This is a genomic window from Paenibacillus sp. SAF-068, assembly GCF_051967555.1.
Taxonomy (GTDB): domain Bacteria; phylum Bacillota; class Bacilli; order Paenibacillales; family Paenibacillaceae; genus Paenibacillus.
This window is the reverse complement of sequence record NZ_JBQCJX010000005.1, coordinates 226,468-251,873: the sequence shown is the minus strand read 5'-3', so window position 1 is coordinate 251,873 and position 25,406 is coordinate 226,468. Positions and strand designations below refer to the sequence as shown.

The following is a 25,406-nucleotide window of genomic DNA, read 5'->3' as shown; positions in this document are numbered from 1 at the left end:
AACCCCCGCATACATCCACTTCAATGTATACCCAAGAGTTTCTATGACGTTCCCTGTATATTTCTATAACTACATTGTATGAGACAGCACCAGTGCACCATAGGCAAAAGCAATCACGATCAGAATGGCTGGATGCAGCTTGGTCTTGGTCATGACCCAAAGCGAGATGCCGGCAATGATTAATGTCTGCCAGATGCCGATGGAATCGGTGGATAGCTGTCCGAATTCCCACGTGAGCAGGATCATGAGTACAGCGATAACAGGCTGCACAAGTAAGGTCATGCCTTTGACTTTCGGTGACGTACGATGTTTGTTCAATAGACGAAGTAATAAAATTAATGCGGTTGCGGAAGGCACGATTGTAGCAAAGCTTGCGATAAATGCTCCAAACCAGCCTGCCACATGATATCCGACGAATGCAGCAATTTTGGTTGCAATCGGGCCGGGAAGGGCGTTACCGATCGCCAGAACATCCCCGAATTGCTCTGTGGTCATCCATTGATAATGGTTCACAATCTCTTCCTGCATTAGCGGAATGGATGCCGGGCCGCCCCCATATCCCAAGATGTTTGCTACGAAAAATCCCCAAAATAATTCCCACCAGGTCTGGAGCATCCTTAGGACACCCCCTTATCGGACTTGCCTTTGGACTTGAAGCGCTGGACCAGTTCCAGATGGAAGACACCATATCCCAGGAAAACCGCGATCACAATCCCTGGATGAATATTGAGCAGCTGTAACAGTACAAAGGCAAGCACGCCGAATAGGGCGGCAAACCCTTTGCCGAGTCCCTTCCAGGCTTTCATGGCAAACTCATAAGCCATCATGCCCAGCATGACAAAAATGACCGGCCGCACGGCGGCTACCATGCCTGCGACGACCTTCGATTCGCGTAGCGCATACATGGAACCGAGCAACGCAATAATGGCAATGCTTGTGGGCAAAATGTGAGCGAGTACGGAGACAATCGCGCCCAATACACCTTTGGTTTTATAACCCAGATATGCGGCCATTTTGGTTGCGATGGGACCCGGCAGGGCGTTGGCGATAGCCAAAATCTCGCCGAACTCCTCATCACTGACCCATTTGTAACGCGTAACGGCTTCGTAACGGATCAACGGAATCACTGAAGGGCCACCGCCATATCCGAGAATTCCGGTTCGTACCATTCCGATGACGAGACCGCTGTAATCTTTCCAACCCATGCTGATTTCCTCCTAGAGTCTCATGCCCATCCGGCTTTTATAGCGTTTCAACAACAGCTGTGATTCCACTTTGACGATGCCTGGCATCTTGTAAAGCTTCTCCAGCAAGAACTGCTCCATCTCTTCCATATCTGCAAAAATACCATGCATGTGCAGGGTACTCGGGCCTGTCATATGATAAAGGCTGGTGACGGCTGGCTCTTCGTCCAGTTTCTCCGCAACTTCATCCAGAAAGGGCGGTTCGACATCGACATTGAAAAAGGCCGAGACCTGAAGTCCAACCTTGCCAGGGTTGATCACCACGGTGAAGCGTTCGATGATGCCTTTTTCGGATAACGCATTAATGCGCGCCTGGACAGCGACACGCGACAACCCAATCTGTGTACCCAGATCTGTATAGGATATCCGGCTGTTCTTGTGAAGGGCGGCAATGATTTTGCGATCCATCTCGTCGAGATTGTACATCTGTGGAATTTCTCCTCCCTTGGAGGAGCGTTTCTCTGACATGTTGACCATCCTTTTCTCTCGCTATATGAAATGAACAATGAAATTTTACTAAACATACAATGTGTATGTGGCATTCATAGTTTAATGACGAATCGTAACTGGAGTCAATCTATTTATCGTAATTATTGAATTTAACCGAATTTGAGCCTTCATTTTGTTATTGTGACCAATCGGAAAGAAAAAGGCCGCTCGCACAGTCCAATCGCGAGCAGCCGGTTAATAGAATAGAACTGGAGTAATGAGAAAAGCACGATACGAAGAGATCCGGTTATGCTTGAACTGTCTTGGGCAGTAAAAGGGTAACCGTAGTCCCTTCGCCGGGCTCGGAAGACACTCTTAACATTCCTCCTGCACCACGGGCACGCTCTTCCATGCTGAACAATCCAACACCATTGCCAGCGGTTGCTTTGCTGAATCCGGCACCATGGTCTTCAATGATAACCATCGTCATGCCCTCAGCATCTTCTATAGTAACACGGGCCTCGGCAACATCGGCATATTTCGCGACATTGGTTAAGGCTTCCTGAATAATCCGGTAGATGGCGATCTCCCGGTTCATCTCCAGTCGTTTGCGCAAATTACATTCCAGATCAACTTCAATTCCGTAATGACGGGTGTAATTCTCAATATACGTACGAATCGCCGGAACAACACCCAGGTCGTCCAGAACGGATGGTCTCAGTTCCCATGCCATACCGCGTACATCTTCCATAATACCCGTGACCTGCTTGCGAAGGGCTTCAACTCCGGGGTGAGGCTGGTCTGCCAGCAGTCGGTCCATCTGAATCACCAGAGAGAAGAGACTCTGTCCAATCCCGTCATGCAGTTCACGCGAGATCCGGCGTCGTTCCTCTTCCTGAATATTCATCACCTGGGACATCATCTTCTGCAATTCACCTTCGACGGATTTTAGCTTGGTGACCTCACTACGTACAGCCAGATATTGATATGGCTCACCGTCGTTATCAAGGAAAGGCACGATCGTGGTGTTGACCCAATAATAACTGCCATCTCTGGCACGATTGCGGATTTCCCCGTTCCATACCTTGCCTGAGGATATCGTGTCCCACAGGTTTTTCATAAAGCTTTTGCCATGGTATCCGGAATTAATGATTCGATGATCCTTACCGATCAGTTCCTCGCGCTCATACTGCGAGATTTCACAGAATTTATCATTCACATACTGGATTTTCCCCTTGCGGTCTGTTAGGGCTACAATGGAGGACTCATCCAGAGCAAATTTCAGATCACTCAGTTGATGCAGGGAACCCTTCAACCTGCTGCGAAATTCATTATCTGTAATATGATTATCGATTTCGTTAAGCAGGAGGCGTACAGGCTGGTCTGCGAGTCCACTTAGTCTGTTCTTCCGTGCACTACTCAAAGTTCAGCAACCCCTTTTTCATGGCGAACTTCACCAGTTCCGGTCGTGTACGCAGGCCTAGTTTCTCCATCAGATTGCTTTTGTGGGATTCGACCGTTTTGACACTGATAATTAGATGTTCGGCAATTTCCTTGTTGGCGTAACCCTTGGCAATCCAGGCCAGAATCTCTTTCTCCCGCTCGGATAACGTGTCATACGGTCCGGCGTTTTCCTGTTTGGCTTTGTCCAGGTACTCACTCATCAGCCGCTTGGTCGCACTGGGGTACAGATAGGCGCTACCCTCTGCTACGGAACGGATTGCGGCAAGCAATTCTTCATGCGGCGCACTTTTGAGAATATATCCGGATGCTCCCGCGTGAATGGCGCGGAACAGATATTCTTCATCGTCATGCATGGTCAGTATCAAAATGGAGACATCTGGCATCAATTTCTTCAATTCAGCGGTAGCGGTCAGACCGTCTTTGCCGGGTGGCATACTGAAATCCATCAAGACCACATCCGGTTTTAACGCTTGAGCTTTGGCAATGGCTTCATCGCCATCTGCGGCATCTCCAACGATATGTATATCATTCTTTCCTTCAAGTAAGGCGATCAGCCCGGAACGCACGACAACATGGTCGTCTACAACTAATAGTTGAATCACATGATTTCCCCCTGTCCGCTTCCTCAGTTCTATCTATATCATAACAAAAAAAGAAGCGGGCAGAGGTGAATTCTCTGAATCGCTTCTCTCACTCTTGTGTTCAAACCTTGGTTCCAAACACCTTCGGCTGAAGATGCAGAGCGACTTGTTCCGTCTGTAGGACCATGTTCGGTGAAAAGGTGCAGGGCAGTCTGCTGCCAATGAGCAGCACGGCACCAGGCATGCTGCCTTCCTGGAACACAGGTACCGCTATGGCACTTACCAGCCGCTCGGCAAGCATTAACGGGCAACGACCGGGTGTATGATCTCCGGTGGATTGTGCATCAGATCGGGCTGTGCGTCCAGTCCGCAGGGCTGTGCCTACCAGATCTTGTCCGGGGCGCATCTCCATGCGTTTCACCCGTTCATTACTGGACCCAGAGGTATACTTCCAGCGTAGCATCGTCCCGTTCAGACAGGCAAGTCCACAGAAGTCACTGGATGTGCTCAGGCGCAGGCCGTCGATCATCTCCTGTATGCCAGATGGCAGTTCATCATGCATGAGAGGACACTTCCTTTTTTTTCGGAATATAACGTACATAACGGTGAGATTATTATCATTAACCTTTGGACCGGATCATCTTAAAGTAAGGGTATTATGATGTTAGTTCTATTGTAGACCCTTTCTCGTACATTGTAATTCAGGGAAAACCCCTATTTCCGTTCTATAATTTACTGAACCTGGGCACTGGAGGACTCCTGAATCAAGTACACCAAGGGATTGAAGTGATGCAATGGATGAGGCATATCGGTGACATGTGACTTTTCTCACAGCAAATTCAGGGAGTTTCTCGTCAAGGATCAGGTAATCCCCCGATAACCCTGAAGCCACTTTCGCGATATGATGTATACATAAGGAATCACCGAGGGGGACGAAGGTTATGGGTACAGTATTTGTAGAAAGAACAACCCAGAGAACAGAGCAGAAACAAACGGAGGCGGGCAAAATGACACGAGAAACAGGCGGAATCCTTTCGTTCGTTACACCTGAGCAATGGGACCTGATTGAAACAAGAATGCAACCCAAACGGGTGAAGTCGGGGTATAGTCTCTTTCTCGAAGGCGATGAAGCCGGGTATCTGTACTACATTCGTTCGGGACGAGTGAAAATGACCAAGTCGACGGAGGATGGCAAGGAAATTATTTTATCCATTCAGCAAAGCGACGATCTCATCGGTGAATTCGGCGGCATTGGTGGACTGAATCATAGCTATAGTGCAGAGATGGCGGAAAAAGGGGAACTGGCCATTATCTCGCTTAGTGATCTGGAAAGTATACTCAGCAAACATGGCGACCTTGCCTTGAAATTCTTGCAATGGATGGCATTGTCGCAGCGGATCACCCAGTCGAGATTCCGTGATTTGCTGCTCTATGGCAAGGCGGGTGCGCTCGCTTCGACACTGATTCGTGCCAGCAATTCGTATGGCAGAATTACACCGGATGGCATTGTGTTGGATATGAAGCTGAACCATACTGATCTTGCCGAGATGATTGGAGCTACCCGGGAGAGTGTGACGCGGATGCTGGGAGCATGGAAGGAACAAGGTACGTTGGATATGATGGACGGCAAACTGATGATCCGGGATTTGGCAGCCCTGCGCTGCATGTGTGGGTGTCCGACATTCCCTAGCTGTCCCGCAGAGCTTTGTCGATTGTAAATGAGATTAATCCGAGGTTTTACCTCCATTGGCGATTGGGGTCGTTACGGAGAATAATACAAAGAGCTGACATCCGCATCATCGGTGTCAGCTTTTTTTGGTGTATACGGATATGGTGTATACCGAAAATGATATGTGTATCATTCGGTCTCCATTGGGCGCCGCGCATATTCACTGGCGAGAACCGAATAGAGTAACGAGTCATGAAAGGAACCTTTGTAGAACCAGTGCTCTCGCAACAGCCCCTCACACTGCATACCGATCTTCTTCATCACATTCTCCGAAGCCGTGTTGTGCGGGCGACACTTGGCGTAAATCCGGTGAATGCCGAGTTCATTGAAACCGAAATCTAACAGTGCATGGGCTGCTTCGGCGGCATAGCCCTTCCCTTGGTAGGCCGGATTAAGGACGTAGCCAATCTCTGCATTGGTTTTCTCCATCACGTGAATGCCCACTCCACCAAGAAGAGTACCGTCACTTTTTAAGCAGATCGCCAGCTCATAACCTTCTCGTGGTTGTGTCTGCTGCATGTCCAACACAAACTGTACGTACTCTCGCGTATCTTCTTCCGTATTCGGCCCCCACGCCGTATGCTGAGTAACTTCTGTCATGGATGTGTAGCTATGTATACTTTCCCAGTCTGTCTCCAGAATATCCCGGATGATGAGTCGTTCGGTCTCCAATTGCATAGCTATCCCTCCTAGTAAAATAAAAATAGCCCAATAACCGATTCATGTAAAGAATGGGTTATTGGGCTATGTAAGTATAAGGAATGCTATTGTGGTTGTTTACATTGAACTGCGGGATAAGTATAAGCCAGCTTGCGGATAATTTCCTTTTGCCATCTCGTATCACCCAGGTTGGTTGCCAGGTTCAGAAGATCCAAATAATCGTCAAGCTGCAGATCAGCCTTTTGCAGAGTTGTATTCATTCGATGTTCGTTCCCCTTTATCTATAAAATCGTAAAGTCATATGCAGTAGAAAGTACATAGAGACAAGTTCAATAATGATAATCATTATCACGTTTATATATTCATTATGCAATGAACGCTGGCAAAATGCAATCCCAAGTCCGCATCGAATTTAACTTTTTTCTGAAAATAGGCTCATCCACAGCACATAGGGAATGTATACACCGAGATATGCGGACGGATACAAGAACCAGCCATTCAACAGGAAATGGTGAATCTCAATGGTGTATGTGGTCATATGAGCATTCGTCGCATACACATCACCAGCGATGACGGTTGCCGCACTGTAGAAACAGAGTAGCGCAAGAATATGGAATACTCGGGTGACCATCCGGGAGCGAAGAGCAACATAAACCATAATTAGCGGAACAATTAACAAGAGCAACAAAAATACCAACTTCATCATTGTTGTACTCCTTCGGTAAATGGAATTCTAATGATAGTCAGTATGGGCCAATAGACTCAACTTCTAAACTTTTTCATAAACTTTACAAAAAGAAAGAGGAATTCAGCATATGAACAATTAAATTAAAGGAGGATAACCCATTATCAGGTAATTTTGAGGAGGAGAAAGGGAATATGAAGAAGGCGTTATGGCAGCACTGGATCGGGGCATTCCTGGTCTTTATCATGATGGCAACTGCACTGCTGGGGCCGGGTTCGCAAAGTCCGGCACAAGCTGCAGCACCCCTTACGGTATCTCAGGCCATCGCTGCCCAGAGCGGTGGAGGAACAGCGACGGTTGAAGGAATCATTGTTGGACATGCTACCGGATCACTTACCGCAAAGTTTACATCTCCGTATGCCAATGATTTTAATGTTCTGATTGCCGATTCAGCGTCAGAGCGAACCAACGCCAGATTGTTGGATGTGCAGATTCCCGCCTCTTTCCGTTCGCAATATGGACTGGCTACCAATCCCGGTCTGGTAGGCAAAAAGATCATCGTAACCGGAACCCTCGGTGCCTACAACAGCTATGCAGGAGTCAAAAATCCAACGTCCATTACATTTTCCTCCGGAACAACGAACCCTGATCCAGAACCGAATCCAGGCACAACATTACCGGATGGTACCGGCAAGAAAGTATTGTTTGATAACACCCACGCCCAGACAGCAGGTGCGGCGGACTGGATTATTGACGGAGCATTTTCGGATTTTGCCAATGGTTTGCGAAACGCAGGCTTTGTCGTGAATCAGCTGGAACGCAGCATTCCGTATACATTTGGTGAGCAAGCCATCACCTATAATAAATTGAAAGATTACGACGTCTTTGTTATTGGCGAAGCCAACGTGCCATTCAAAGCGACAGAGCAGGCTGCGCTGGTGCAGTACGTGCAGAACGGAGGCAGTGTCTTCTTTATCTCCGACCACTATAATGCAGACCGCAACAAAAACCGCTGGGATTCTTCCGAAGTATTCAACGGGTATCGCCGCGGTGCCTTCCTGAATCCGGCCAAAGGCATGTCTTCCGCTGAAGCCGAATCACCAGCGATGCAGAGTGTGACGAGTTCAGACTGGCTGGCGACGAACTTTGGTGTACGTTTCCGTTATAATGCCCTTGGAGATGTGAATGCATCGGATATCGTTGCACCTGCACAATCCTTCGGCATTACGGCTGGTGTTAATGCTGTAGCCATGCATGCGGGATCGACTGTTGCGATTATAGACCCTAACAAGGCCAAAGGCTTGGTGTATGTTCCAAGTGGTGTGTCCAAGTGGGGCAATGCTGTCGATCAGGGCGTATATAACGGTGGTGGACGAGCTGAAGGGGCCTATGCCGCCATTGCCAAGGTTGGTGCGGGCAAAGCCGCATTTATCGGCGACTCTTCACCTGTGGAAGATGCTACTCCGAAATATTTGCGTGAAGAGACCGGAGCGACCAAGAAGACCTATGATGGATTCAAGGAAGTGGACGATGCAACGTTCCTTGTAAATACCGTAAAATGGCTCGCGGTCAAAGAGAGTTATACGAGTCTGGCACAAGTGCCAGGACTGACACTGGATACGGCCACAAGTCTGCTTCCCATGGAAGCTCCGGCTGCTTCAACCGAGCCGCAACTTGAGCCATGGGCTGCACCTGCGGCGGGATACAAATGGTATGATCCGACTACATTTAAGGCAGGTTCATACGGAAAAGCACAATAAGTGAAATAGAATAGATATCATATCATCATGTGAGATAGGGTCTGACCGTGGATGTTCGTTCGCGGACAGGCCCTTTTTTGCTTGTATATATACATGCTCCTGAGGGGAAGGTATGGGTATTCAGGATATGGGCGAGGCAATAATCGAACCAAAGGAGGAGGCGACGTATGATAAACCGGCAAGCAGACTGTGACAGTTCCTCGATGAGGCACAAGCTCAAGGCAGACCTCCATCGTGTAGCAGAACGTATGAATCTGACGTTATCCCGGTTTGACAATGACAGTGCCTGTCTGCTGGGGCAATTTGCAGAGATTCGAGCGGAGATCAAGCAGATCGAGGTGCTTGCCTCTTCGTTTTATCTGGATTGTTATCTGTCGCCCTTTACCGAGAAGTTTGCCGAATTAACTTCGAGCGTACAACATCTATCTGATCGGAGATATGGGGCGTTGATTGTGATTGAACGTGAGATTCCGTTGGAGTCGATCATTCATTCAGGTGTGGCGGTGGATGCCAGAGTGACACATGCGCTCTTGGAATCCCTGTTCATCCCCGGTGCACCATTGCATGACGGGGCTGTGTTGATTCGTGGCAATCAGATTGTATCCGCTGGTAATGTGCTGCCGTTGTCGCAAGCGGAAGTGCATGAGCGAAAAATAGGCACTCGTCATCGGGCTGCATTGGGACTCAGTGAATTGACGGATGCGGTTGTACTGGTTGTCTCTGAAGAGACGGGACAAGCTTCATTCGCGGTGGATGGAGATCTGCATCCGATAAATGTGGTTGAGACGCTATCTTAAGTGAGAGTGAGGCTTATGGGTTTTCTCGTGACCATGATGTTATTGTGGCTAAGGGCAGTGGACCTTTCTCCAGTTATGGAAGAGAGGTTTTTATTAATAGACCCTGCCATACGAGAAGATTATTAGATGCTTCTCTAACATTGCGATGTGATTTTGCACAAACTGGGTATTCATGGGTACAATAGAGGATGGTCAATGAATAGTGAACAATGCGATTGGATCGCAAAAATGGTTGGAGGAGACGGTTAACACATGAGTTGGTTTGAAGCAATGGAGCATCATGATTATGAGGAACTGGTTCTGTGCCAGGATCGAAATTCAGGGTTAAAGGCAATTATCGCCATACACGACACAACACTCGGCCCTGCGCTGGGAGGCACTCGGATGTGGACTTATGCTTCAGAAGAAGCAGCCATTGAAGATGCCTTGCGCCTTGCCCGTGGGATGACATATAAGAATGCGGTCTCCGGACTGAATCTGGGCGGCGGCAAAACCGTTATTATCGGTGATCCGCGGCGTGATAAAAACGAAGCGATGTTTCGGGCGTTTGGACGCTATATTCAAGGGTTGAACGGACGTTATATCACAGCCGAAGATGTGGGAACAACGGAAGAGGATATGAACCTGATCTATCAGGAAACGGATTATGTGACAGGCATCTCGGCAAGTTATGGTTCATCCGGTAACCCATCACCCGCAACCGCTTGGGGTGTGTATCGTGGGATCAAGGCAGCAGCCAAAGAAGCATTTGGTACCGATCTGTTGGAGGGGAAAACGATAGCGGTCCAAGGTGTCGGCAATGTGGCGATGCATCTGTGCAAATATTTGTATGAGGAAGGTGCACATCTGATCGTTACGGATATCCATAAGGACTCGGTGAAACAAGCTGTGGATCGCTTCGGCGCGACAGCTGTTGATCCCGCAGACATTACGAGTGTGGATTGCGATATCTATGCACCATGTGCACTGGGCGGCACGATTAATGACGATACGCTCAAGACGCTCAAAGCGAAGGTTGTAGCGGGCTGTGCCAATAATCAGCTGCTGGAGACCCGTCATGGGGATCAGCTGTATGATATGGGCATCGTATACGCGCCTGACTATGTCATCAATGCAGGTGGCGTAATTAACATTGCGGATGAGCTTAACGGATATAATGCGGATCGGGCGTGGAGCAAGATTGGAGAGATCTATTCCACTCTGGAGAACATTTTTGAAAGCTCACGTACGGAGGGCATCGCTACTTATGTTGCCGCAGATCGTCTGGCTGAGCGACGGATCGAACAGATGAAGAATACACGCAGTACATTTCTGCAGAATGGCCATCACGCGTTGAGTTCCCGGAGATTACGCAAGTAAACGTTACTGAATCATATCATATCTTAAATCGGTAAACGGTCTGTTAGGTAACAGCAGCATCCATTTCAAAGATGGATAGTGTCGTTACCTAACAGGCCATTTTTGATGTTGTGATTAGCATTGGAAAGAAAAACAGTGGCAATATCTCCCTAATAGATCAATTCCACTATGCATTTTTCCGATAATGAATATACATCGTACAGATGGAGATGGTCCAGGAAGTGGGGAGAATTGAAAATGGGGAAAAGACAAGGGGTAGGGCATAGGATCAAAAATATGTCCCTTAAAATCAAGCTGCCGATCATGATCAGTGTATTGGTTGTACTGGTTCTGCTTGGTGCAACGACCACAAGTTATATGATTTCATCTGATGTTGTGGTCAGGAAAAGCAAGGATGAGATTAATGTAATGGCTGACCGCCTTGGGGAAGGGCTCTGGACAGCAATGCAGCTTCAGCAACAGATGAGTCATGCGATATCTGTACATAATACTTTTAAAGAACTCTTGAAGTTGCGTGACACAAACGAAATGACAGATGAGACCTTTTTCACAGCTGAGAATCCGTACTTTGATCGCGCGAATACGATTCTCACCGATAGTATATCTGACACGGTAAGCTCCAAGCCGGACCTGTTCGTGTTTGATAAAGAAGGAACCATGGTAGCAGGAACCATGCCGGATGTTATTGGGCAGCCACGCGGAGACCGTGAATATTTCAAGGAATCCATACAGGGGAAATCCTTCATCAGTGATGCGATCGTCTCGAAGAATAGCAAGAAGCTGATTATTGTATTCTCGGAGCCCATTATGGATGAAGAGGGCAATATTCTGGGTGTGTTTGCCATGTCGGTGGACAGCAGCTTTTTCCTGGGTCAACTCGGGGACATCCAGATCAATGGTCAAGGCAGAGTTGAAGTATTGAGCCGGAGCGGCATCATTATGTACGACTCACTGGACCCTTCGATTGTCGGACAAACACTTGCAGAAGACAAGGAAGCCATGGAACTTATGGAGGACAGAGCCACCGATAAAGTGAAAATGACTTCAATGGATCGAGATAATATCTATTATCGTATCAATCAGATCCCTGGTGCAGATCTCTCCGTAGTCATTATTGATGATTATGATGATATCAAACGCCCATTAGAGGATATGCAGCGCCAGATGATTATCGTGACATTGATTGGCGTTGCTCTGGCGATTGGCGTGGGATTGCTAATTTCTCGTAGTATTACGAGACCCATCATTCGTCTGATCGGGCTGTTCAAACAGCTTGCTCAAGGGAATCTCACCGTTAAGGCCAGTGGCAGATATAACAGCGAATTCAAGGATCTGGCGGAGAACTTCAATGGCATGGTGGAGCAGAACAGGAGCCTGATTACCGATATGAATAATTCGATTCATGTGCTCCAGGCTAGCACTCAGGAATTGGAGGAGACATCCAAACAGACGGCAAGATCCATTGATGAGACATCGGCGACGTCCATGGGGATTGCGAAGGCGATGGAGGCCCAATCGGAAGATACCGAGCAGATTGCAGGCAAATTCAACAGCTTTGGCGATAAAGTGGCTGCCATGAACAGCAGTGCACAGGATGTGAAGGCAAGAGCGGATGAGATCGAATCTGTATTCCACAACGGGAATGAAGTCGTGAATGAGCTGATGCGTATCAATGAGGTGAACGAGCGCGAAGTGGAGAAAATCTCGGAGATTACCGTCAAACTTCAAACGAGTTCGGGCAGTATTAGTCAGATCACGGAAGCCATCAGCCAGATTGCGAAGCAGACCAATCTGCTTGCATTGAATGCTTCCATCGAAGCATCACGGGCTGGAGAGCATGGCAGAGGATTTGCGGTTGTGGCCGAGGAGATCCGCAATCTGGCAGAGCAGAGTTCCCGCCAGTCCAAGGAAATCTCCAGCATTATCGAGCAGAATCTGGCCGATGTCGCCGAGAACAACCATAGTGTTGCCGAAATTCACACCATCTCGTCCAGACAGGATGAGCTTGTCTTGCAGACTCGTCAGGCGTTTGATGTCATTTTGGAGAAGGTGATGGTGATTAATCACCAGATCGCTACGATGGCAGGACAGATGCAAGAGATGTTGCAGAACAAGGATGACGTACTGGAGTCAGCTCATAGCTTGTCTGCTTCAGGAGAGCAGGTATCGGCTTCCGTTGAAGAGGTGACAGCAACCATGATGGAGCAGTCTTCCACAGTTCAGCAGTTGGCAAATATGGTCGATACGATCGATCAATTGACCCAAAAGCTGGCCGAATCGGCTGCAAGATTCAAGGTGGAGTAAGTGTAGCGTAAGGTGGAGTTGATACAACAGCAAGAGAAAGACGACAAAAGAGCACTCCTTTGGAGTGTTCTTTTATTTTGGACTGAAAAAAAAGAACACTACTGACATACTGTTGGCAAGAGCGGTCTTGTATGATCCAGATATAAACAATCCCAAATATAAAGGAGAACATTACATTATGTCAGTAATCGGACCGGATTTCATTTCACTTCAAGTGAGCAATCTTGAAAGCTCTGCAGAATTTTATCAAACCTATCTTGGACTGGTACGCTCACAGGCGGGGCCACCTCATGCGGTGGTCTTTGATACCAAGCCTATTACATTTGCTCTACGTGATCTGTTGCCAGGAACTGAACTTGGTTCAGGTACTCTGCCAGGACTTGGTATCGCCCTGTGGCTTCATGCCCCGGATACGCAAGACATTCACGACAAACTTGCTGCGGCAGGCGTAAAGATTACATCTGCACCTATAGATGGGCCATTCGGACGAACCTTTACATTTGCTGACCCGGACGGGTACCAGGTTACCCTTCACAGTAAAGCCTGATACGCAAATGTATCCATCTTAATACTAGGGATAACTTTCTCTGTTACAGAAAGCCAAGTGAGAATTACAACAATAAGGGCAGAGCTAATCTTGATGATTAGCTCTGCCCTTATTCCGTCGTTTGGATTCAAAGACATATCAATCTATTCGTTGCTGACGACTAGCGCTTTCTTTTCCGTAAAGTAATACAACAAAGCAAGCAGCGGCATGAACAGGCCAATCAGCGTAGTGAGACTCCAGCCCCCGTTAGCATAAGACCAGCTTCCAAGAGAGGAACCAATCGCACCGCCGACAAAAAAGATCGACATGAATATGCCATTGACGCGTCCTCTTGCTTCACTTCCTAGGGAGTAAATGATGCGTTGACCCAGCACCAGATTACCCGAGACAGCCATATCCAGTGTGATTGCCACGATCACAAGCAGGATCAATGCAAACGTGGAGTGGCTCTGGAATGCATAAGCCAGACCGAATGAAGCCGCAGCGATGATCATGGCAGCACCCGTGAGAATACGCGTTAATCCGCGATCTGCCAATCTCCCGGCAATGGGAGCGGCGATGGCACCTCCGACACCAGCCAGGGCGAACCAGGCAATGCCTTGCTGTGACATGCCAAAATCGTTAGCCAGCCTGAGCGGAACCGTAGTCCAGAACAAGCTGAATGCACCAAACAAACTGGCCTGATAGAACGCCCGGCGGCGCAGGAGCGGCATCGTTCTAAACAGTGTGCCCAAGGACATGATTAATTGTCCGTACTTCAAGGTGGGTTCAGGCTTGCGAGCAGGCAGAGCACGGGATAGAAGCAGCATCAGAAGGACAATGACAACAGCCGAGAATACAAATACCGTCTGCCATCCGAAGAGACTGGTGATGAAGCTTGCGACAGGGCGAGCGAGCATAATGCCCAACAGCAGACCACTCATGACATTGCCGACAACCTGGCCGCGCTGCTCTTCGGAAGTAAGATATGTTGCATAGGGCACGAGAATTTGCGCGACAACAGAACCTATACCTATGAATAGAGAGGCAGTCAGAAATACAATAGCCGTGGGCGAGAAAGCCGCGGCAATCAGGGCGCCGACCAGTACGATCAGGAAAAGCAAGACGAGGCGCCGATTTTCCGTAATGTCACTGAGTGGTACGATAAACAGCAGACCGATGACGTAGCCAATCTGTGTCAACGTTACAATTAATCCGGCAGCAGCAGAAGAAAGGCCCGTGGTCATGCTAATCGGTCCGATAACGGTCTGAGCATAATACAGGTTTGCCACGATCAATCCACAAGCGGATGCCAGCAAAAAAATAATCCAGGCAGGTACAGGTGCCTTCTTCACTTGTTGTCTCATATTCATCTTAATCATCCTCCACAGATTTCATATTCGTATTGAAAATTCGATATTCCAGATAAACGGGTGCTGTTTAAAATGTTAATTACTAAACGTTGTGTTCACTAATTAAAACATATAATAAACTAAACGTTTAGTATTGTAAATAGGTTAAATATATTTTAATGAAGATTTAAATGGGGATATAAAAATGAGCGGAGATTAAATTGTGTGTACATATTGCATTTTAGTATAATGAACGTATCGTTTTTATGATGATCATGGATGACTGCGATATATACGATTTTCAACAAGGAGGAATCCAGATGACTGCCAAAAGAGGACGTCCACGTAACATGGAAACCCAGAATGCCATTCTTAACGCATCCTATGAGTTGTTGTTGGAGTACGGATTCGGGGCTGTTACGATTGAGAAGATTGCTGAGCGCGCACAAGTGAGCAAAGCCACGATCTACAAATGGTGGCCCAACAAAGGCGCTGTCATCATGGACGGATATATGTCTGCCGCAACGGCAAGATTACCCGTACCGGATACAGGCTCGGTCTTGGAAGATATACGTATACATGCGAGTAATCTGGTTCGTTTTTTGACCAGTCGGGAAGGAAAAGTGATTACACAGATTATCGGAGAAGGGCAATCGGATGAAGGGCTTGCCGAAGAATACCGCACAAGATACATCCAGCCACGTCGGCGTGAAGCATGGGGCATTCTGGAGAAGGGCGTGGAGCGCGGCGAATTGAAGAGTGGGATAGACATTGGACTGTACATTGATCTGATCTATGGACCGGTGTTCTATCGCATGTTAGTGACGGGGGAAGCGATGGATGATGCGTTTGTAGATGTACTGCTCTGCTCATTGTTTGAAGGCATTCAGTCCAATAAGTAGAAGGAGAGCGGTGCTACAACCGCAAGGATGCGGAGGATGAGGGAAGAGGGCGATTCTTAGGAATCACCCTGGAAGGGCATGCGTGTATTGTTCGTGGGATAATGTTATACCTGGAATATAGGTGAGATGGCTGTGGGCCATGAGTCTGTAGCATTAGAGGATAGGAAGGATGCGTGCTGGGTTAACACCGAGGGTTCATTCCATACTGAACTGGGCAGTTCACGGCGTAATACAGGGGCCACTTCCTTGGCGAAACGCTCCACTTGCTCCAACTGCTCGCTATACGTCAGTCCATCCACACTAATACTCAGCACCTGATGTCCGTAAGCGGCATGATAGTCCAGAATTTTCTCAATGACCTGCTCCGGACTGCCGATTAACGCAGGGCCACGTGCAATGTTATCCTCCAGATCGGTGAAGGGCGACTGGTTATGCTGTGCGGCGGCGGTGGCATGGAGCGCTTCATAGTATGGCTTATAGCGGCGAATGGCTTCTTCACCCGTATCGGCAAGATAGAGACTGCCGGCACCAGAGCCAATCACTGCCTGCTGCGAATCATGACCATAATAACCGAGGCGCTCCCGATAATGATCGATTAACGCTTTGTATTTGGCCTGAGGGTGAAAAGAGTTCGACGTGAAGAGCGGCTCGCCATATTTGGCAGCGAGTTCGGTTGAGACTGTACTGGACGCGCTACCATGCCAGATTGGGATGGACTGTTGAAGCGGCCTGGGCCACGTGGTCACGCCCTCAAGCGGAGGGCGATACGTTCCCTGCCAGGTGACATTCTCTTCAGACCACAACCGTCTTAGCAAATGATACCGTTCATCGAGTGAGTCCCATTGTTCCTCTTCGCGTATGCCAAACAGCGGATAGTGTCGAGGGTCATTGCCTTTCCCGATGATCATCTCGAGCCGTCCGCCTGATAATTGATCGAGCGTGGCATAATCCTCGGCAACCCGGACTGGATCAAGTATACTGAGAACAGTGACGGTGGTTAGTAACCGAATGCGTGTGGTTGCTGCGGCTATTGCGGTTAATACGACAGGTGGAGATGAAGATAGAAAAGGTGCACCGTGTCGTTCACCGATCCCATAGGCATCGAATCCCAGTCGTTCAGCCAGCTTCGCCTGCTCCAATATATTGTGGAATTTCTGCTGAGTCGTCAGAGCTTCCCCGGTTACGGCATTAGGCAGATTCATCATGAGACTAAACAAGGCAAATTTCATCTGACCTTCTCCTTGAACTGAATTAATCGTATCTGTGTCGTATAATCCTATTGAAATAGTAGGATATGTAAGTTGTATTAAATGTATCACGTTCTCACGGAATCTTCTAATGGATTTTTTCTATAAGCAAAAATTCAGTTCAGGCTTCCTTGCACACATGGGGAGGAAATTGCCACGATTTTTATTGACCGCTGTAAAATTTAGGATTAAAATTGTGCTTATCATATAAATTCAAAATTATGGATTTTCATTGTGGAGGTGGGATACATGGAACCTACAACTACGATACGCTCATATATTGAGGACTACATCAGGAAACAAGGGTACACCCTTCAGTATTTTGCCGATATATCGGGAGTTAACGCCGGAACGCTTAGTGCAATTATTAAGGGGACTCGGCCCATCGCTATGGCGCAACTGGATCTGATTACCCAAGGCATGAAGCTGGAAGAGGGGTATTTCTACGAGATCTATGGGGCTGAATGTTTCGTGGAATCGGCACCCCATTGGAGAAGACTGGAACCATTCCTCCAGCGCTGTGCCGAATTGGACAAGCTGGAATGTATTCAGAAGGTTATCCAGGAAGTGACCGATGATCGCTCGTATATCTCGGAGTTGTTCGAGATGGCGGAAGGCATGCTGGAACGTGGACAGACGAAGGCTGCACGGATGTTGTACGAATGTGTGGCAGAGTGTGAGAAATATCAACATTCGGAACGTCTCGCTCTGTGTCAGTATCGCATCTTCACGTTATCTCTCGGTCAGGACCAGCATGAGAATCTTCGTGCAGCCGTACATTTTGAACCGTATATTAATCGGCTGGATGAGGAGAGGCAGCTGGATGCGATTAGGGAGTTGGCGAATACATACAATGGGTTATGTCGGTGGGGTAAAGTATTTCAATTAGCCGATGAACTGTTGCAACGGGTCAAATTTTTGGAACAATACAAAAATAAAAAAAAGGGACTGGAGTTTATTAGAGCCTCCAAACACCCGTTATTTACTTATAAATTTTATGCTTACTTATTAATAGCAACTGTATGGGGAGAGCGTAAAGAGTATGAAAAGGCGCTAGAGTATACTTCTTTCTATTCAAATATTGTTATTGAAGACCCTACTACAGAAGATGAACTCTTTATAAAACGATTTAAAGATTGGGCTGAAGTTAATACCTATTTATATAAGTTGATGACGGGTGACTATAATGCGCTTAACTCCTATCTCGACTTTATAGAAGCAAATGAAAATGAAACTCTTCTTGGACTTGTCAAAGTTATGGAAGCGGCTAATCAATATCAACTGAATGTTGATCACGTTCTCAAGCGATTTGATTCGTTTATACGTTTGTTAGTTAATGACTCTAACTATGAGACTAGTTATACTGCTCAGGTAAAAGATGATCGATATACTAAATTCTGGGCTGAATTAGCATTCTACCAGTTGTCTAAAGCCAGGCATCAGGAAGGATTCAGAGATCTGCTTACTTGTTTGAGTTCTGCTCACAAGATCAAGGATGACTCCACCATAATTTATTGTGTGAGTTTATTCGAGGAATATAGAACACAGGCTTCTGAATTAATAGAGTCTCAATATAAAAGTATTATTAAGGAGGTTTATGGTCGGTATGAGAAAAAAAGCAAAGTTGGCATTAACGCTGTTTAGCTCTTTCATAATATTCTCTAGTATTACTGGTGGTATAAGCCATATAATAAATCTGGTTTTTAATCATGGTGCAGGTGGATATTAGGAGATTTTTGAAATGTAAGTGTGAAAACCTTAAATACGTTATTGTGTGAGCGTTCTATTTCCGATTTGGGGGTGGGACGCTCACTTTTGTTTATTTATTGATTGACCGCTTAGTTAATGGAGAGGGAGAATTGGAACGTAAACCTATGATAAGCAGCGGACATTGGGGAACCGAGGACTAAAACGATAACATTTTTCCGATAATAAGGGTATCAACGCTGGGACATTAAGTGCTATTTTAAAGGCAGCAGGCCGATGTCTATGAACCAACTGAATCAGATCACTTCTCCAATGGGATTAGAAAAGGATTATTTTTAAAAAAGTTATGGAGTAGAATCCTTCATTGAATCAGCACTCACTGGAGACGATTAGGACCATATCTATATGGTTGTGTGCGAATTCACTAGCTGATCGTATTCAACAAGTCATTATTCATGCGATAGACGATCGATCATAAGTTTGAACCTTTTATTGATATGTTAAATAAAGATTTGGTCCCATCCACTACAAAATTGAGCGACAATAATTACCAGTATGGAGTTAACTTTTGCAACAAACTGTGCTAAACTGGAGATAATAAAAAAGAGCAAGGATGCACGAACATCCTGCTCTTACAACAGCCGCTTCTAAGGGCGGTGGCTGTGCATAGGTAGCTGAAATAGACCATTACCTTAGCTGGGGCGGTCTATTTCTTTTTGTTTTGATTATTTAAGGCAATGACAATAGTTACAATCAGTCCAATTAAGGTTACAATGAACCCCGCAAAACTGATCATCAATGTCAATACCGTTTCAATCGCCACAGGCATCACCTCCTTTGCAGGAGACTAGCCGACCGCCCATATTAGCCATTCTGTTGATAGGAATATTATACCATACATGCTATTATGGTGGATACATTTGCAGCGATCAGAACACATCAGATTTATTTGTCTAGTGATTGCAATCTAAAACAATTAATTTACTCTATGAGTTTAAGTATAATTTCAGAATTAGTGGGCCTGATAGACCATACGTCTCTTACCAACTGCAGAAGTTATTATATCCTTTGACCATGAAGGCCAAGGATCTGTTTCTTTTTTTCTCTAGTTTGACCACTCAAAACCATATCTTAAAAAGGCTTGAAAAGCTGGAATTAATATAAGATTTATGAAAACTGCTTTTGCAAACAATCATTATATTCTGCAAAGGAATAAAATATGAATTTTTTGGCAATGTATCCTAAAATGTTATACAAAGAGGGGGTGCATGCTATGAGTGAACCGAAGCAGATCAAAGATAAAATCGAACGGAATAGGCATGAGTTAAGTCGTTTGGCGGAGAATCATGGCATGCAAGACAACAAAGTCCTTCAACAATCGATGCTCCTGGATGAACTGATTAATGAGTATAATCGTTTTAAATATAAGAACGGATTCATGAACAGACAACCGATTGCATAATGCAGTCGGTTGTTTTTATGTTCTATGCATTAACAAGAAATAAGCACGCCGATCCAACTCTAACGAATGGGATGGAATGAGTAAAAAAAGTTCTTGGAAACACTCGCTTGAGTAGTCGACTGTAGCGATACAGTCGGCTTTTTTGCGTTCACCCTGAAACCAATGCGCATAACTTGAAATTCCGTACCAATTCCAGAGTTGGCAGGATAGCGAATGATCATTAAAACTGGATATGATGACCCCAGTTATATCCAGATTGATCTGTGAAGGGGGCTCATACAATGATCGGGAGAGGGAGGGATGAACGGAAATGATGGACAAGGTACGCACTTTTTTCGGAAAAAGCGTAAATCTGCGCACCAAGTTGCTCCTGTTGTTCCTGGCGCTGACGTTGATGCCGCTAGGCTTACAGGGAGTGATGAGCTACAAGCATTTCTCGCAGACGATGGATCGCAAGACCGAGCAGTTCACCATTGAACTGGTTCGCCAGATTAACGCCAATCTGAACCGGCTGCTGAAGGACTATGAGCGGTTGTCGCTCTTGCCGCTATACGATCAGATGGTGCTTGGCATTCTGGGCAAATACAACGGTTTAATGGGGTCTGGTACATGGGCGAGGTCTGAGGATTATCTGAAAATGAAGCTCTATACCTCTGGTCAAGCTTATGATCGACCCGAGATTCGGGGAATTCATCTGATCAGCAACAGCGGCATCCTGTTCTCCAATCTCGATTCACTGGCGGTCAAGCCGGTATGGGACAGCAGGCAGGATGAGTGGTTTAAAGAGCTTGAAGACTCGGAAGGGACATGGCGCCTGCTTCCTCCACATGAACCCGGCTATTACACGGGCGGTCAGCAAGAGTCGTATATATCGGTGGGCAGAGTGCTTCGGGATCCGGGTACGCTCCAGCGATTGGGGTACATTCTGATTGACATCCGTCTGGTGGCCTTCAGCCAACTGTTATCCAATCTGAATGTTGAGCAAGAGGCAAGCCTGATGATTGTAGACAGCAAACAGCGTCTGCTGTACGAGCGGGTCTCAACCGGAGGAATGTCTGCGTACGACCAGTTGCTAATGAATGGACAGCTTCCAAGCTATGCAGGAAACCAAAAAGTTGTGCTGGATGGGCAGTCCTATCTCTTCGTACAACACCATTCCAGCTATTCCGGACTTTCGGTGATCAGTCTTACACCTATTGCTGTGATTCAAAAGGAGTCGGGTGAGATGCTCACCTTTACAATGTGGTTCGCTGTATTGTGTATGGCGGCTATATCGATTCTGGCGGTTCTGTTATCCTATCGTATCACCCGGCCATTGATTCGCCTGAAGCACCACATGATTCGGGTAGAGCAGGGTGATTTCAGCCAGCGGGTAGCTCACTTTAGCAGTGATGAATTCGGACAGATGAGTCGGGGCTTTAACCGCATGATGGAAGAGATTCATCGACTGTTTAATGAAGTGTTCCTGTTGGGCATTCAAGAGCGGGAGGCAGAGTTGTCGGCGTTGCAAAGTCAGATGAATCCTCACTTTATATACAACACACTGGAGTCCATTAACATGATGGCCATTCGCCAGAAGCATGCTGAGGTGTCGGGCATGGTGACGGCGCTCGGCAAGCTGCTGCGCTATACGATTGATAAGGTGGACCGGATGGTTCCGCTTGGGGAAGAACTGGCTTTTGTACAGTCCTATGTAAGCATTCAGCAGGTACGTTACAACGGTAAGCTGGAGGTTAACTATGACATCGAAGAAGAGATAACGGAATGTGCGATTCCGAAGCTGATACTGCAGCCGTTGGTGGAAAATGCAGTCTACCATGGCATTGAAGGGCAGGAAAATGGAGGAGTAATCTGGATATCTGCCTTGAAATTCGACCATGAGCTGCTGATTAGCGTGCGAGACAACGGTAAGGGGATGACTCAGGCGAAGATTGACGAGTTAAACGAATCCATAACAAAACAGCCTTCCAGTCAGGCATTACGTTGCCATGCCGGAGACAGTCTGGGGCTTAACAATATCGCCCAGAGGCTTCGCCTCATCTATGGAGAAGGCGGCAGCCTAAGCATTGATGGAAGTCCCGGGCAGGGCCTGGTGGTCACAATATCCATTCAACTTCTACCGAAAGGGGATTGAAGCGCATGTATAAAGTATTGCTGGTAGAAGATGAGACGGTCATCCGTCAGGGACTGAGAGAGCTGATCGTACAAGTATCTTCCCAGTTTCAGGTAACGGGTGAAGCGTCGAGCGGTACCGAGGCACTGGATTTTCTGAGATGTGAGGTGCCGGATGTGTTAATCACGGATATCCGCATGCGTGGAATGGACGGATTAACTCTGGTAAGCAAAGCCAGAGACATGTACCCTGAACTGCTCATGCTCATCATTAGCGGCTATGGCGAGTTTGAATATGCACGCAGAGCGATGGAGTTTGGGGTGCTGAACTACCTGTTGAAGCCAATCGATCGCTATGAACTGGCATTATGCATACAAAAGATTCAATTACTGCTGGATCGCAGATATGGTATTTCAACCCTTTCGATCCCGGAGCCATCTGGGAAAGCAGAACATGCTGGTGGAGATACGCGGAAGATTATCCGAGATGTGAAGGAGCACATCAAGCAGCATCCCGATGGAGATTTGCGGCTTCAGACGATCGCAGATCTCGTTAACTTGAACCCTACTTATTTGAGCCAGTTGTTCAAGAACGAAATAGGCATCAATTATTCCGAATACATCACGGAGGCACGCATGGAGCGGGCCAAGTGGTTGCTGATCAACACAGGTCTCAAAATCTATGATGTGGCACGGTTATCCGGGCATCAGAGTCCCAAACACTTCATGCTGGTGTTCAAGCAGCAGGTGGGATGGACTGCGGGGGAATACCGAGACCGATTCAGTATCTCTTGAAAAACCATACCATTTCTGAAGTTGACGTGATTTATGGGGGAACGATGCTTTCGTTATACTTTGGTTGCACATGTATACCACGACGTCCATAAGGGGGATTTTCATGAAAAAAGCAGGACTGATACTGGTGTTAGTACTCATGATGGTGGCTTCAATCGCGTGCACTAGCGCCAATTCCAGCAGTGAACCTAGCAGTGCAGGCGGGGAGAATGGAGAGGTCGAGCTGAAGTTCATGATGTGGGGCAACCAGGCACATATGGATGTATACAACAAACTGATTGCAGACTTCACCAAGGAAAACCCAGGCATCAAAGTCACGATGGAATCCGTACCTTTCGCAGAATACCAGCAAAAAATTTCGGTGCTTGCTGCCGGAGGCTCTCTTCCCGATCTCGCCTGGGTATCGGAGCGAATGGTACCACAATTCAAGTCCAATCACATTCTGGCCGATGTATCCGAGTTCAAGGATGAGGCACAGTTTAAGCTGGATGATTATATTCCAAGTACATTGGATTTGTTCCGTGATGGCGACCAGCTGCTGGGGCTACCTTTCTCTACACCTCCGGTGGTCATGTTTTACAATAAAACACTGTTCGACAAGGCTGGCTTGACGGATCCAAACACACTTGCCACCCAAGGACAATGGACGTGGGAACAGTTCGAAGCGTCCGCCAAAGCGATGACCAGCAAGGATGCGAGCAACCGAATCTATGGTGCCAACCTTTTTCGCGACTGGAAGACCTGGGCGGTGCTCTCTTCTTACTCGTGGTCCAATGGAAGCGGTTCTTTCGATGAAGACATGACAACGTTCACCTGGAACGATGCCTCTGGTGTGCAGACCTTTGAATTACTGGAGCGCATGATGTTCACCGATGAATCACATCCGAAGGCGGGGGAGCAGATCAGCTTCGATGCGGGCAATGTGGGGATGTTTTTCGATAATTACAGCTATGTTTCCAAAGCAAGGGAGATTACGGATTTTGAATGGAGCATCGCGCCTATGCCTTCCGGTTCACAAGGCAGTGTACCGATGTTGGGGCAGGCCGGATATGCCATGTTCAACGACAGCAAACATCCAGAGGAAACGAAGAAGCTGTTGAAGTATTTTGCCAGTGAGCAGGGGATTCAGGCGACAGCCACCTACTTTGTGCCTCCTCGCACTTCTGTTCTGAACTCGGACGCATTCATTCTTCAGCCGAATAATCCGAGCAAAGAACATATTGTGCAAGCTGTTATTGATGAAATGCCGAAAGCGCGCTTAATTCCCGGTCATATCCGTTGGCAGGATATCGATAATGCGGTATTGCAGGGATTCGACCGACTGTTTGCCCGGACGGCGACAGCTGAGGATAACCTGAAACAAATGCAGGAAGAGATTCAACGTGTGCTGCAACCCTAAGTAAGTCGATCAAAACCGGAGGTGAGAATAATGGGCAAATTCAAAGAATTACTTGAGCGGAAACCGCTGTCGCTGGTGGTCAGTCTGCCTGAAAATGAACTTGCTTTGGCTCGGGCAGCCATGGAAGAGGGCGCTGATGCACTGAAGGTGCACTATAATGTCGGTCATCGCGCCAGCGGGAATCATTTTGGCCCATTGGATAGGTATACCGACGTGTTTCGGGCGATTCGCAATGAGTTTGGCGGTCCGCTTGGGGTCGTACCTTCTGGCAGTATAGATGGAGCACGAAGGGAGGATGTGGAGCGGCTTGCCGGGCTGGGTTTTGACTTCTATTCCATCTATGCACATCACTTGCCTTCCTTCATGCTGAGTGACTTGGGTCTGGACCCGACGTTTGCGATCAATGAGGAATATGATGCTTCCCTGGTAACACCCGCAGCTCACTTCGGCTTCGCTGCTCTGGAGGCATCCATTGTCCCTGGAAAAGAATATGGTACACCGCTCAGCTTCGCGGATGTGCTCAAGTATCGCCGTCTGGTCTTGCAAGCCCAGGTTCCGGTCTTAGTTCCTTCCCAGCGTAAGCTGGTACCGGGGGATGTTCGGGTGCTGCGCGATACCGGGGTCAAAGCGATTATGCTTGGAGCAGTTGTGACAGGCGACACGGAGGAACAGCTGCGAAGGGCTGTAAACGGGTTCCGCAATGCAGTGGACAGTCTGAACTGTCTGGACTATATAAGTTGAACTAAAGGATATTTACACTTGTACTCCGATGCCAGAACAACCTTCCGATCGCTGTTATCCCCAGATTTTTTTGGAATCCCTTATATAGAGGGAGAAATCCGGGGATAAAGGCGACCACTTCGCTTCTTCAGGTTTTTTCTGTCCTCTACGT

25 protein-coding genes are annotated in these 25,406 nt (G+C 47.3%); 13 read left to right on the top strand and 12 right to left on the bottom strand.

Annotated elements, in window-relative coordinates; genetic code table 11:
• Positions 1–69: 69 nt before the first annotated feature.
• The 6 genes from ACTHPG_RS23900 to ACTHPG_RS23875 all read right to left on the bottom strand — a co-directional run bounded on the left by ACTHPG_RS23900 (position 70) and on the right by ACTHPG_RS23875 (position 4,280).
• Positions 70–615: a chromate transporter gene (locus ACTHPG_RS23900; protein WP_145152194.1), complete on the bottom strand. Its 546-nt coding sequence runs from the start codon at positions 613–615 to the stop codon at positions 70–72.
• 2 nt (positions 616–617) lie between these two features.
• The gene (locus ACTHPG_RS23895) at positions 618–1,205 is read right to left on the bottom strand and encodes a chromate transporter (RefSeq protein ID WP_440391845.1); all 588 of its coding nucleotides are present in this window, start codon (positions 1,203–1,205) and stop codon (positions 618–620) included.
• A gap of 12 nt (positions 1,206–1,217) precedes the next feature.
• Complete coding sequence (locus ACTHPG_RS23890; protein ID WP_062837151.1) at positions 1,218–1,712, bottom strand: Lrp/AsnC family transcriptional regulator; 495 nt, start codon at positions 1,710–1,712, stop codon at positions 1,218–1,220.
• 268 nt (positions 1,713–1,980) lie between these two features.
• Positions 1,981–3,096 carry a PAS domain-containing sensor histidine kinase gene (locus ACTHPG_RS23885; RefSeq protein ID WP_440391844.1) on the bottom strand — a complete coding sequence of 372 codons (1,116 nt, stop codon included), beginning with the start codon at positions 3,094–3,096 and terminating at the stop codon, positions 1,981–1,983.
• Entirely contained in the window at positions 3,089–3,739 is a 651-nt protein-coding gene (locus ACTHPG_RS23880) for a response regulator (protein WP_440391843.1), read from the bottom strand. Before ACTHPG_RS23880 ends, ACTHPG_RS23885 begins: the two co-directional genes overlap by 8 nt.
• 100 nt (positions 3,740–3,839) lie before the next feature.
• Positions 3,840–4,280, bottom strand: a complete 441-nt coding sequence (locus tag ACTHPG_RS23875) for a GAF domain-containing protein (RefSeq protein ID WP_440391842.1) — start codon at positions 4,278–4,280, stop codon at positions 3,840–3,842.
• 379 nt (positions 4,281–4,659) lie between these two features.
• Between ACTHPG_RS23875 and ACTHPG_RS23870 the strand changes: the two genes are divergently transcribed.
• Positions 4,660–5,436 carry a Crp/Fnr family transcriptional regulator gene (locus tag ACTHPG_RS23870; protein WP_440391841.1) on the top strand — a complete coding sequence of 259 codons (777 nt, stop codon included), beginning with the start codon at positions 4,660–4,662 and terminating at the stop codon, positions 5,434–5,436.
• A gap of 140 nt (positions 5,437–5,576) precedes the next feature.
• On the opposite strand, the gene ACTHPG_RS23865 is transcribed toward ACTHPG_RS23870, so the two are convergent.
• The 3 genes from ACTHPG_RS23865 to ACTHPG_RS23855 all read right to left on the bottom strand — a co-directional run bounded on the left by ACTHPG_RS23865 (position 5,577) and on the right by ACTHPG_RS23855 (position 6,813).
• Positions 5,577–6,125 carry a GNAT family N-acetyltransferase gene (locus tag ACTHPG_RS23865; RefSeq protein WP_440391840.1) on the bottom strand — a complete coding sequence of 183 codons (549 nt, stop codon included), beginning with the start codon at positions 6,123–6,125 and terminating at the stop codon, positions 5,577–5,579.
• Positions 6,126–6,211: 86 nt separating this feature from the next.
• Positions 6,212–6,367, bottom strand: a complete 156-nt coding sequence (locus tag ACTHPG_RS23860) for a hypothetical protein (protein ID WP_017691064.1) — start codon at positions 6,365–6,367, stop codon at positions 6,212–6,214.
• A gap of 152 nt (positions 6,368–6,519) precedes the next feature.
• A complete protein-coding gene (locus tag ACTHPG_RS23855) occupies positions 6,520–6,813 on the bottom strand; it encodes a hypothetical protein (RefSeq protein ID WP_440391839.1) in 294 nt (97 codons plus the stop codon).
• A gap of 173 nt (positions 6,814–6,986) precedes the next feature.
• Between ACTHPG_RS23855 and ACTHPG_RS23850 the strand changes: the two genes are divergently transcribed.
• The 5 genes from ACTHPG_RS23850 to ACTHPG_RS23830 all read left to right on the top strand — a co-directional run bounded on the left by ACTHPG_RS23850 (position 6,987) and on the right by ACTHPG_RS23830 (position 13,559).
• Positions 6,987–8,552, top strand: coding sequence for a DUF6359 domain-containing protein (locus tag ACTHPG_RS23850; RefSeq protein WP_440391838.1), 1,566 nt, complete (start codon positions 6,987–6,989; stop codon positions 8,550–8,552).
• Positions 8,553–8,719: 167 nt separating this feature from the next.
• Positions 8,720–9,349: a sporulation-specific diadenylate cyclase CdaS gene (gene cdaS / locus ACTHPG_RS23845; RefSeq protein WP_440391837.1), complete on the top strand. Its 630-nt coding sequence runs from the start codon at positions 8,720–8,722 to the stop codon at positions 9,347–9,349.
• A gap of 252 nt (positions 9,350–9,601) precedes the next feature.
• Positions 9,602–10,708 carry a Glu/Leu/Phe/Val family dehydrogenase gene (locus ACTHPG_RS23840; RefSeq protein WP_440391836.1) on the top strand — a complete coding sequence of 369 codons (1,107 nt, stop codon included), beginning with the start codon at positions 9,602–9,604 and terminating at the stop codon, positions 10,706–10,708.
• Between the two features lie 237 nt (positions 10,709–10,945).
• Positions 10,946–13,012: a methyl-accepting chemotaxis protein gene (locus tag ACTHPG_RS23835; RefSeq protein ID WP_440391834.1), complete on the top strand. Its 2,067-nt coding sequence runs from the start codon at positions 10,946–10,948 to the stop codon at positions 13,010–13,012.
• A 178-nt stretch (positions 13,013–13,190) separates the two neighbouring features.
• On the top strand, positions 13,191–13,559 hold the full coding sequence (locus ACTHPG_RS23830) for a VOC family protein (RefSeq protein WP_440391833.1): 369 nt from the start codon (positions 13,191–13,193) through the stop codon (positions 13,557–13,559).
• Between the two features lie 143 nt (positions 13,560–13,702).
• Here the strand turns inward: ACTHPG_RS23830 and ACTHPG_RS23825 are convergent, their stop codons facing one another.
• Positions 13,703–14,911 carry an MFS transporter gene (locus tag ACTHPG_RS23825; RefSeq protein ID WP_440391832.1) on the bottom strand — a complete coding sequence of 403 codons (1,209 nt, stop codon included), beginning with the start codon at positions 14,909–14,911 and terminating at the stop codon, positions 13,703–13,705.
• 299 nt (positions 14,912–15,210) lie between these two features.
• Between ACTHPG_RS23825 and ACTHPG_RS23820 the strand changes: the two genes are divergently transcribed.
• A complete protein-coding gene (locus tag ACTHPG_RS23820) occupies positions 15,211–15,792 on the top strand; it encodes a TetR/AcrR family transcriptional regulator (protein WP_440391831.1) in 582 nt (193 codons plus the stop codon).
• A gap of 104 nt (positions 15,793–15,896) precedes the next feature.
• On the opposite strand, the gene ACTHPG_RS23815 is transcribed toward ACTHPG_RS23820, so the two are convergent.
• Complete coding sequence (locus ACTHPG_RS23815) at positions 15,897–17,021, bottom strand: LLM class flavin-dependent oxidoreductase (protein ID WP_440391830.1); 1,125 nt, start codon at positions 17,019–17,021, stop codon at positions 15,897–15,899.
• 267 nt (positions 17,022–17,288) lie between these two features.
• Here ACTHPG_RS23815 and ACTHPG_RS23810 point away from each other — a divergent pair, with 267 nt between their 5' ends.
• Positions 17,289–18,683, top strand: a complete 1,395-nt coding sequence (locus ACTHPG_RS23810) for a transcriptional regulator (protein ID WP_440391829.1) — start codon at positions 17,289–17,291, stop codon at positions 18,681–18,683.
• A gap of 769 nt (positions 18,684–19,452) precedes the next feature.
• Here ACTHPG_RS23810 and ACTHPG_RS23805 read toward each other — a convergent pair.
• Complete coding sequence (locus ACTHPG_RS23805; protein ID WP_222592206.1) at positions 19,453–19,569, bottom strand: putative holin-like toxin; 117 nt, start codon at positions 19,567–19,569, stop codon at positions 19,453–19,455.
• A gap of 450 nt (positions 19,570–20,019) precedes the next feature.
• On the opposite strand from ACTHPG_RS23805, the gene ACTHPG_RS23800 reads away from it, so the two are divergent.
• From ACTHPG_RS23800 to ACTHPG_RS23780, 5 genes are all read left to right on the top strand, one after another.
• A complete protein-coding gene (locus tag ACTHPG_RS23800) occupies positions 20,020–20,208 on the top strand; it encodes a Spo0E family sporulation regulatory protein-aspartic acid phosphatase (RefSeq protein WP_440391828.1) in 189 nt (62 codons plus the stop codon).
• Positions 20,209–20,518: 310 nt separating this feature from the next.
• Positions 20,519–22,342: a sensor histidine kinase gene (locus ACTHPG_RS23795; RefSeq protein WP_440391827.1), complete on the top strand. Its 1,824-nt coding sequence runs from the start codon at positions 20,519–20,521 to the stop codon at positions 22,340–22,342.
• 5 nt (positions 22,343–22,347) lie between these two features.
• Entirely contained in the window at positions 22,348–23,115 is a 768-nt protein-coding gene (locus ACTHPG_RS23790; protein WP_440391826.1) for a response regulator transcription factor, read from the top strand.
• A gap of 103 nt (positions 23,116–23,218) precedes the next feature.
• The gene (locus tag ACTHPG_RS23785) at positions 23,219–24,514 is read left to right on the top strand and encodes an ABC transporter substrate-binding protein (RefSeq protein WP_440391825.1); all 1,296 of its coding nucleotides are present in this window, start codon (positions 23,219–23,221) and stop codon (positions 24,512–24,514) included.
• A 30-nt stretch (positions 24,515–24,544) separates the two neighbouring features.
• A complete protein-coding gene (locus tag ACTHPG_RS23780; protein WP_440391824.1) occupies positions 24,545–25,255 on the top strand; it encodes a hypothetical protein in 711 nt (236 codons plus the stop codon).
• Positions 25,256–25,406 lie beyond the last annotated feature (151 nt).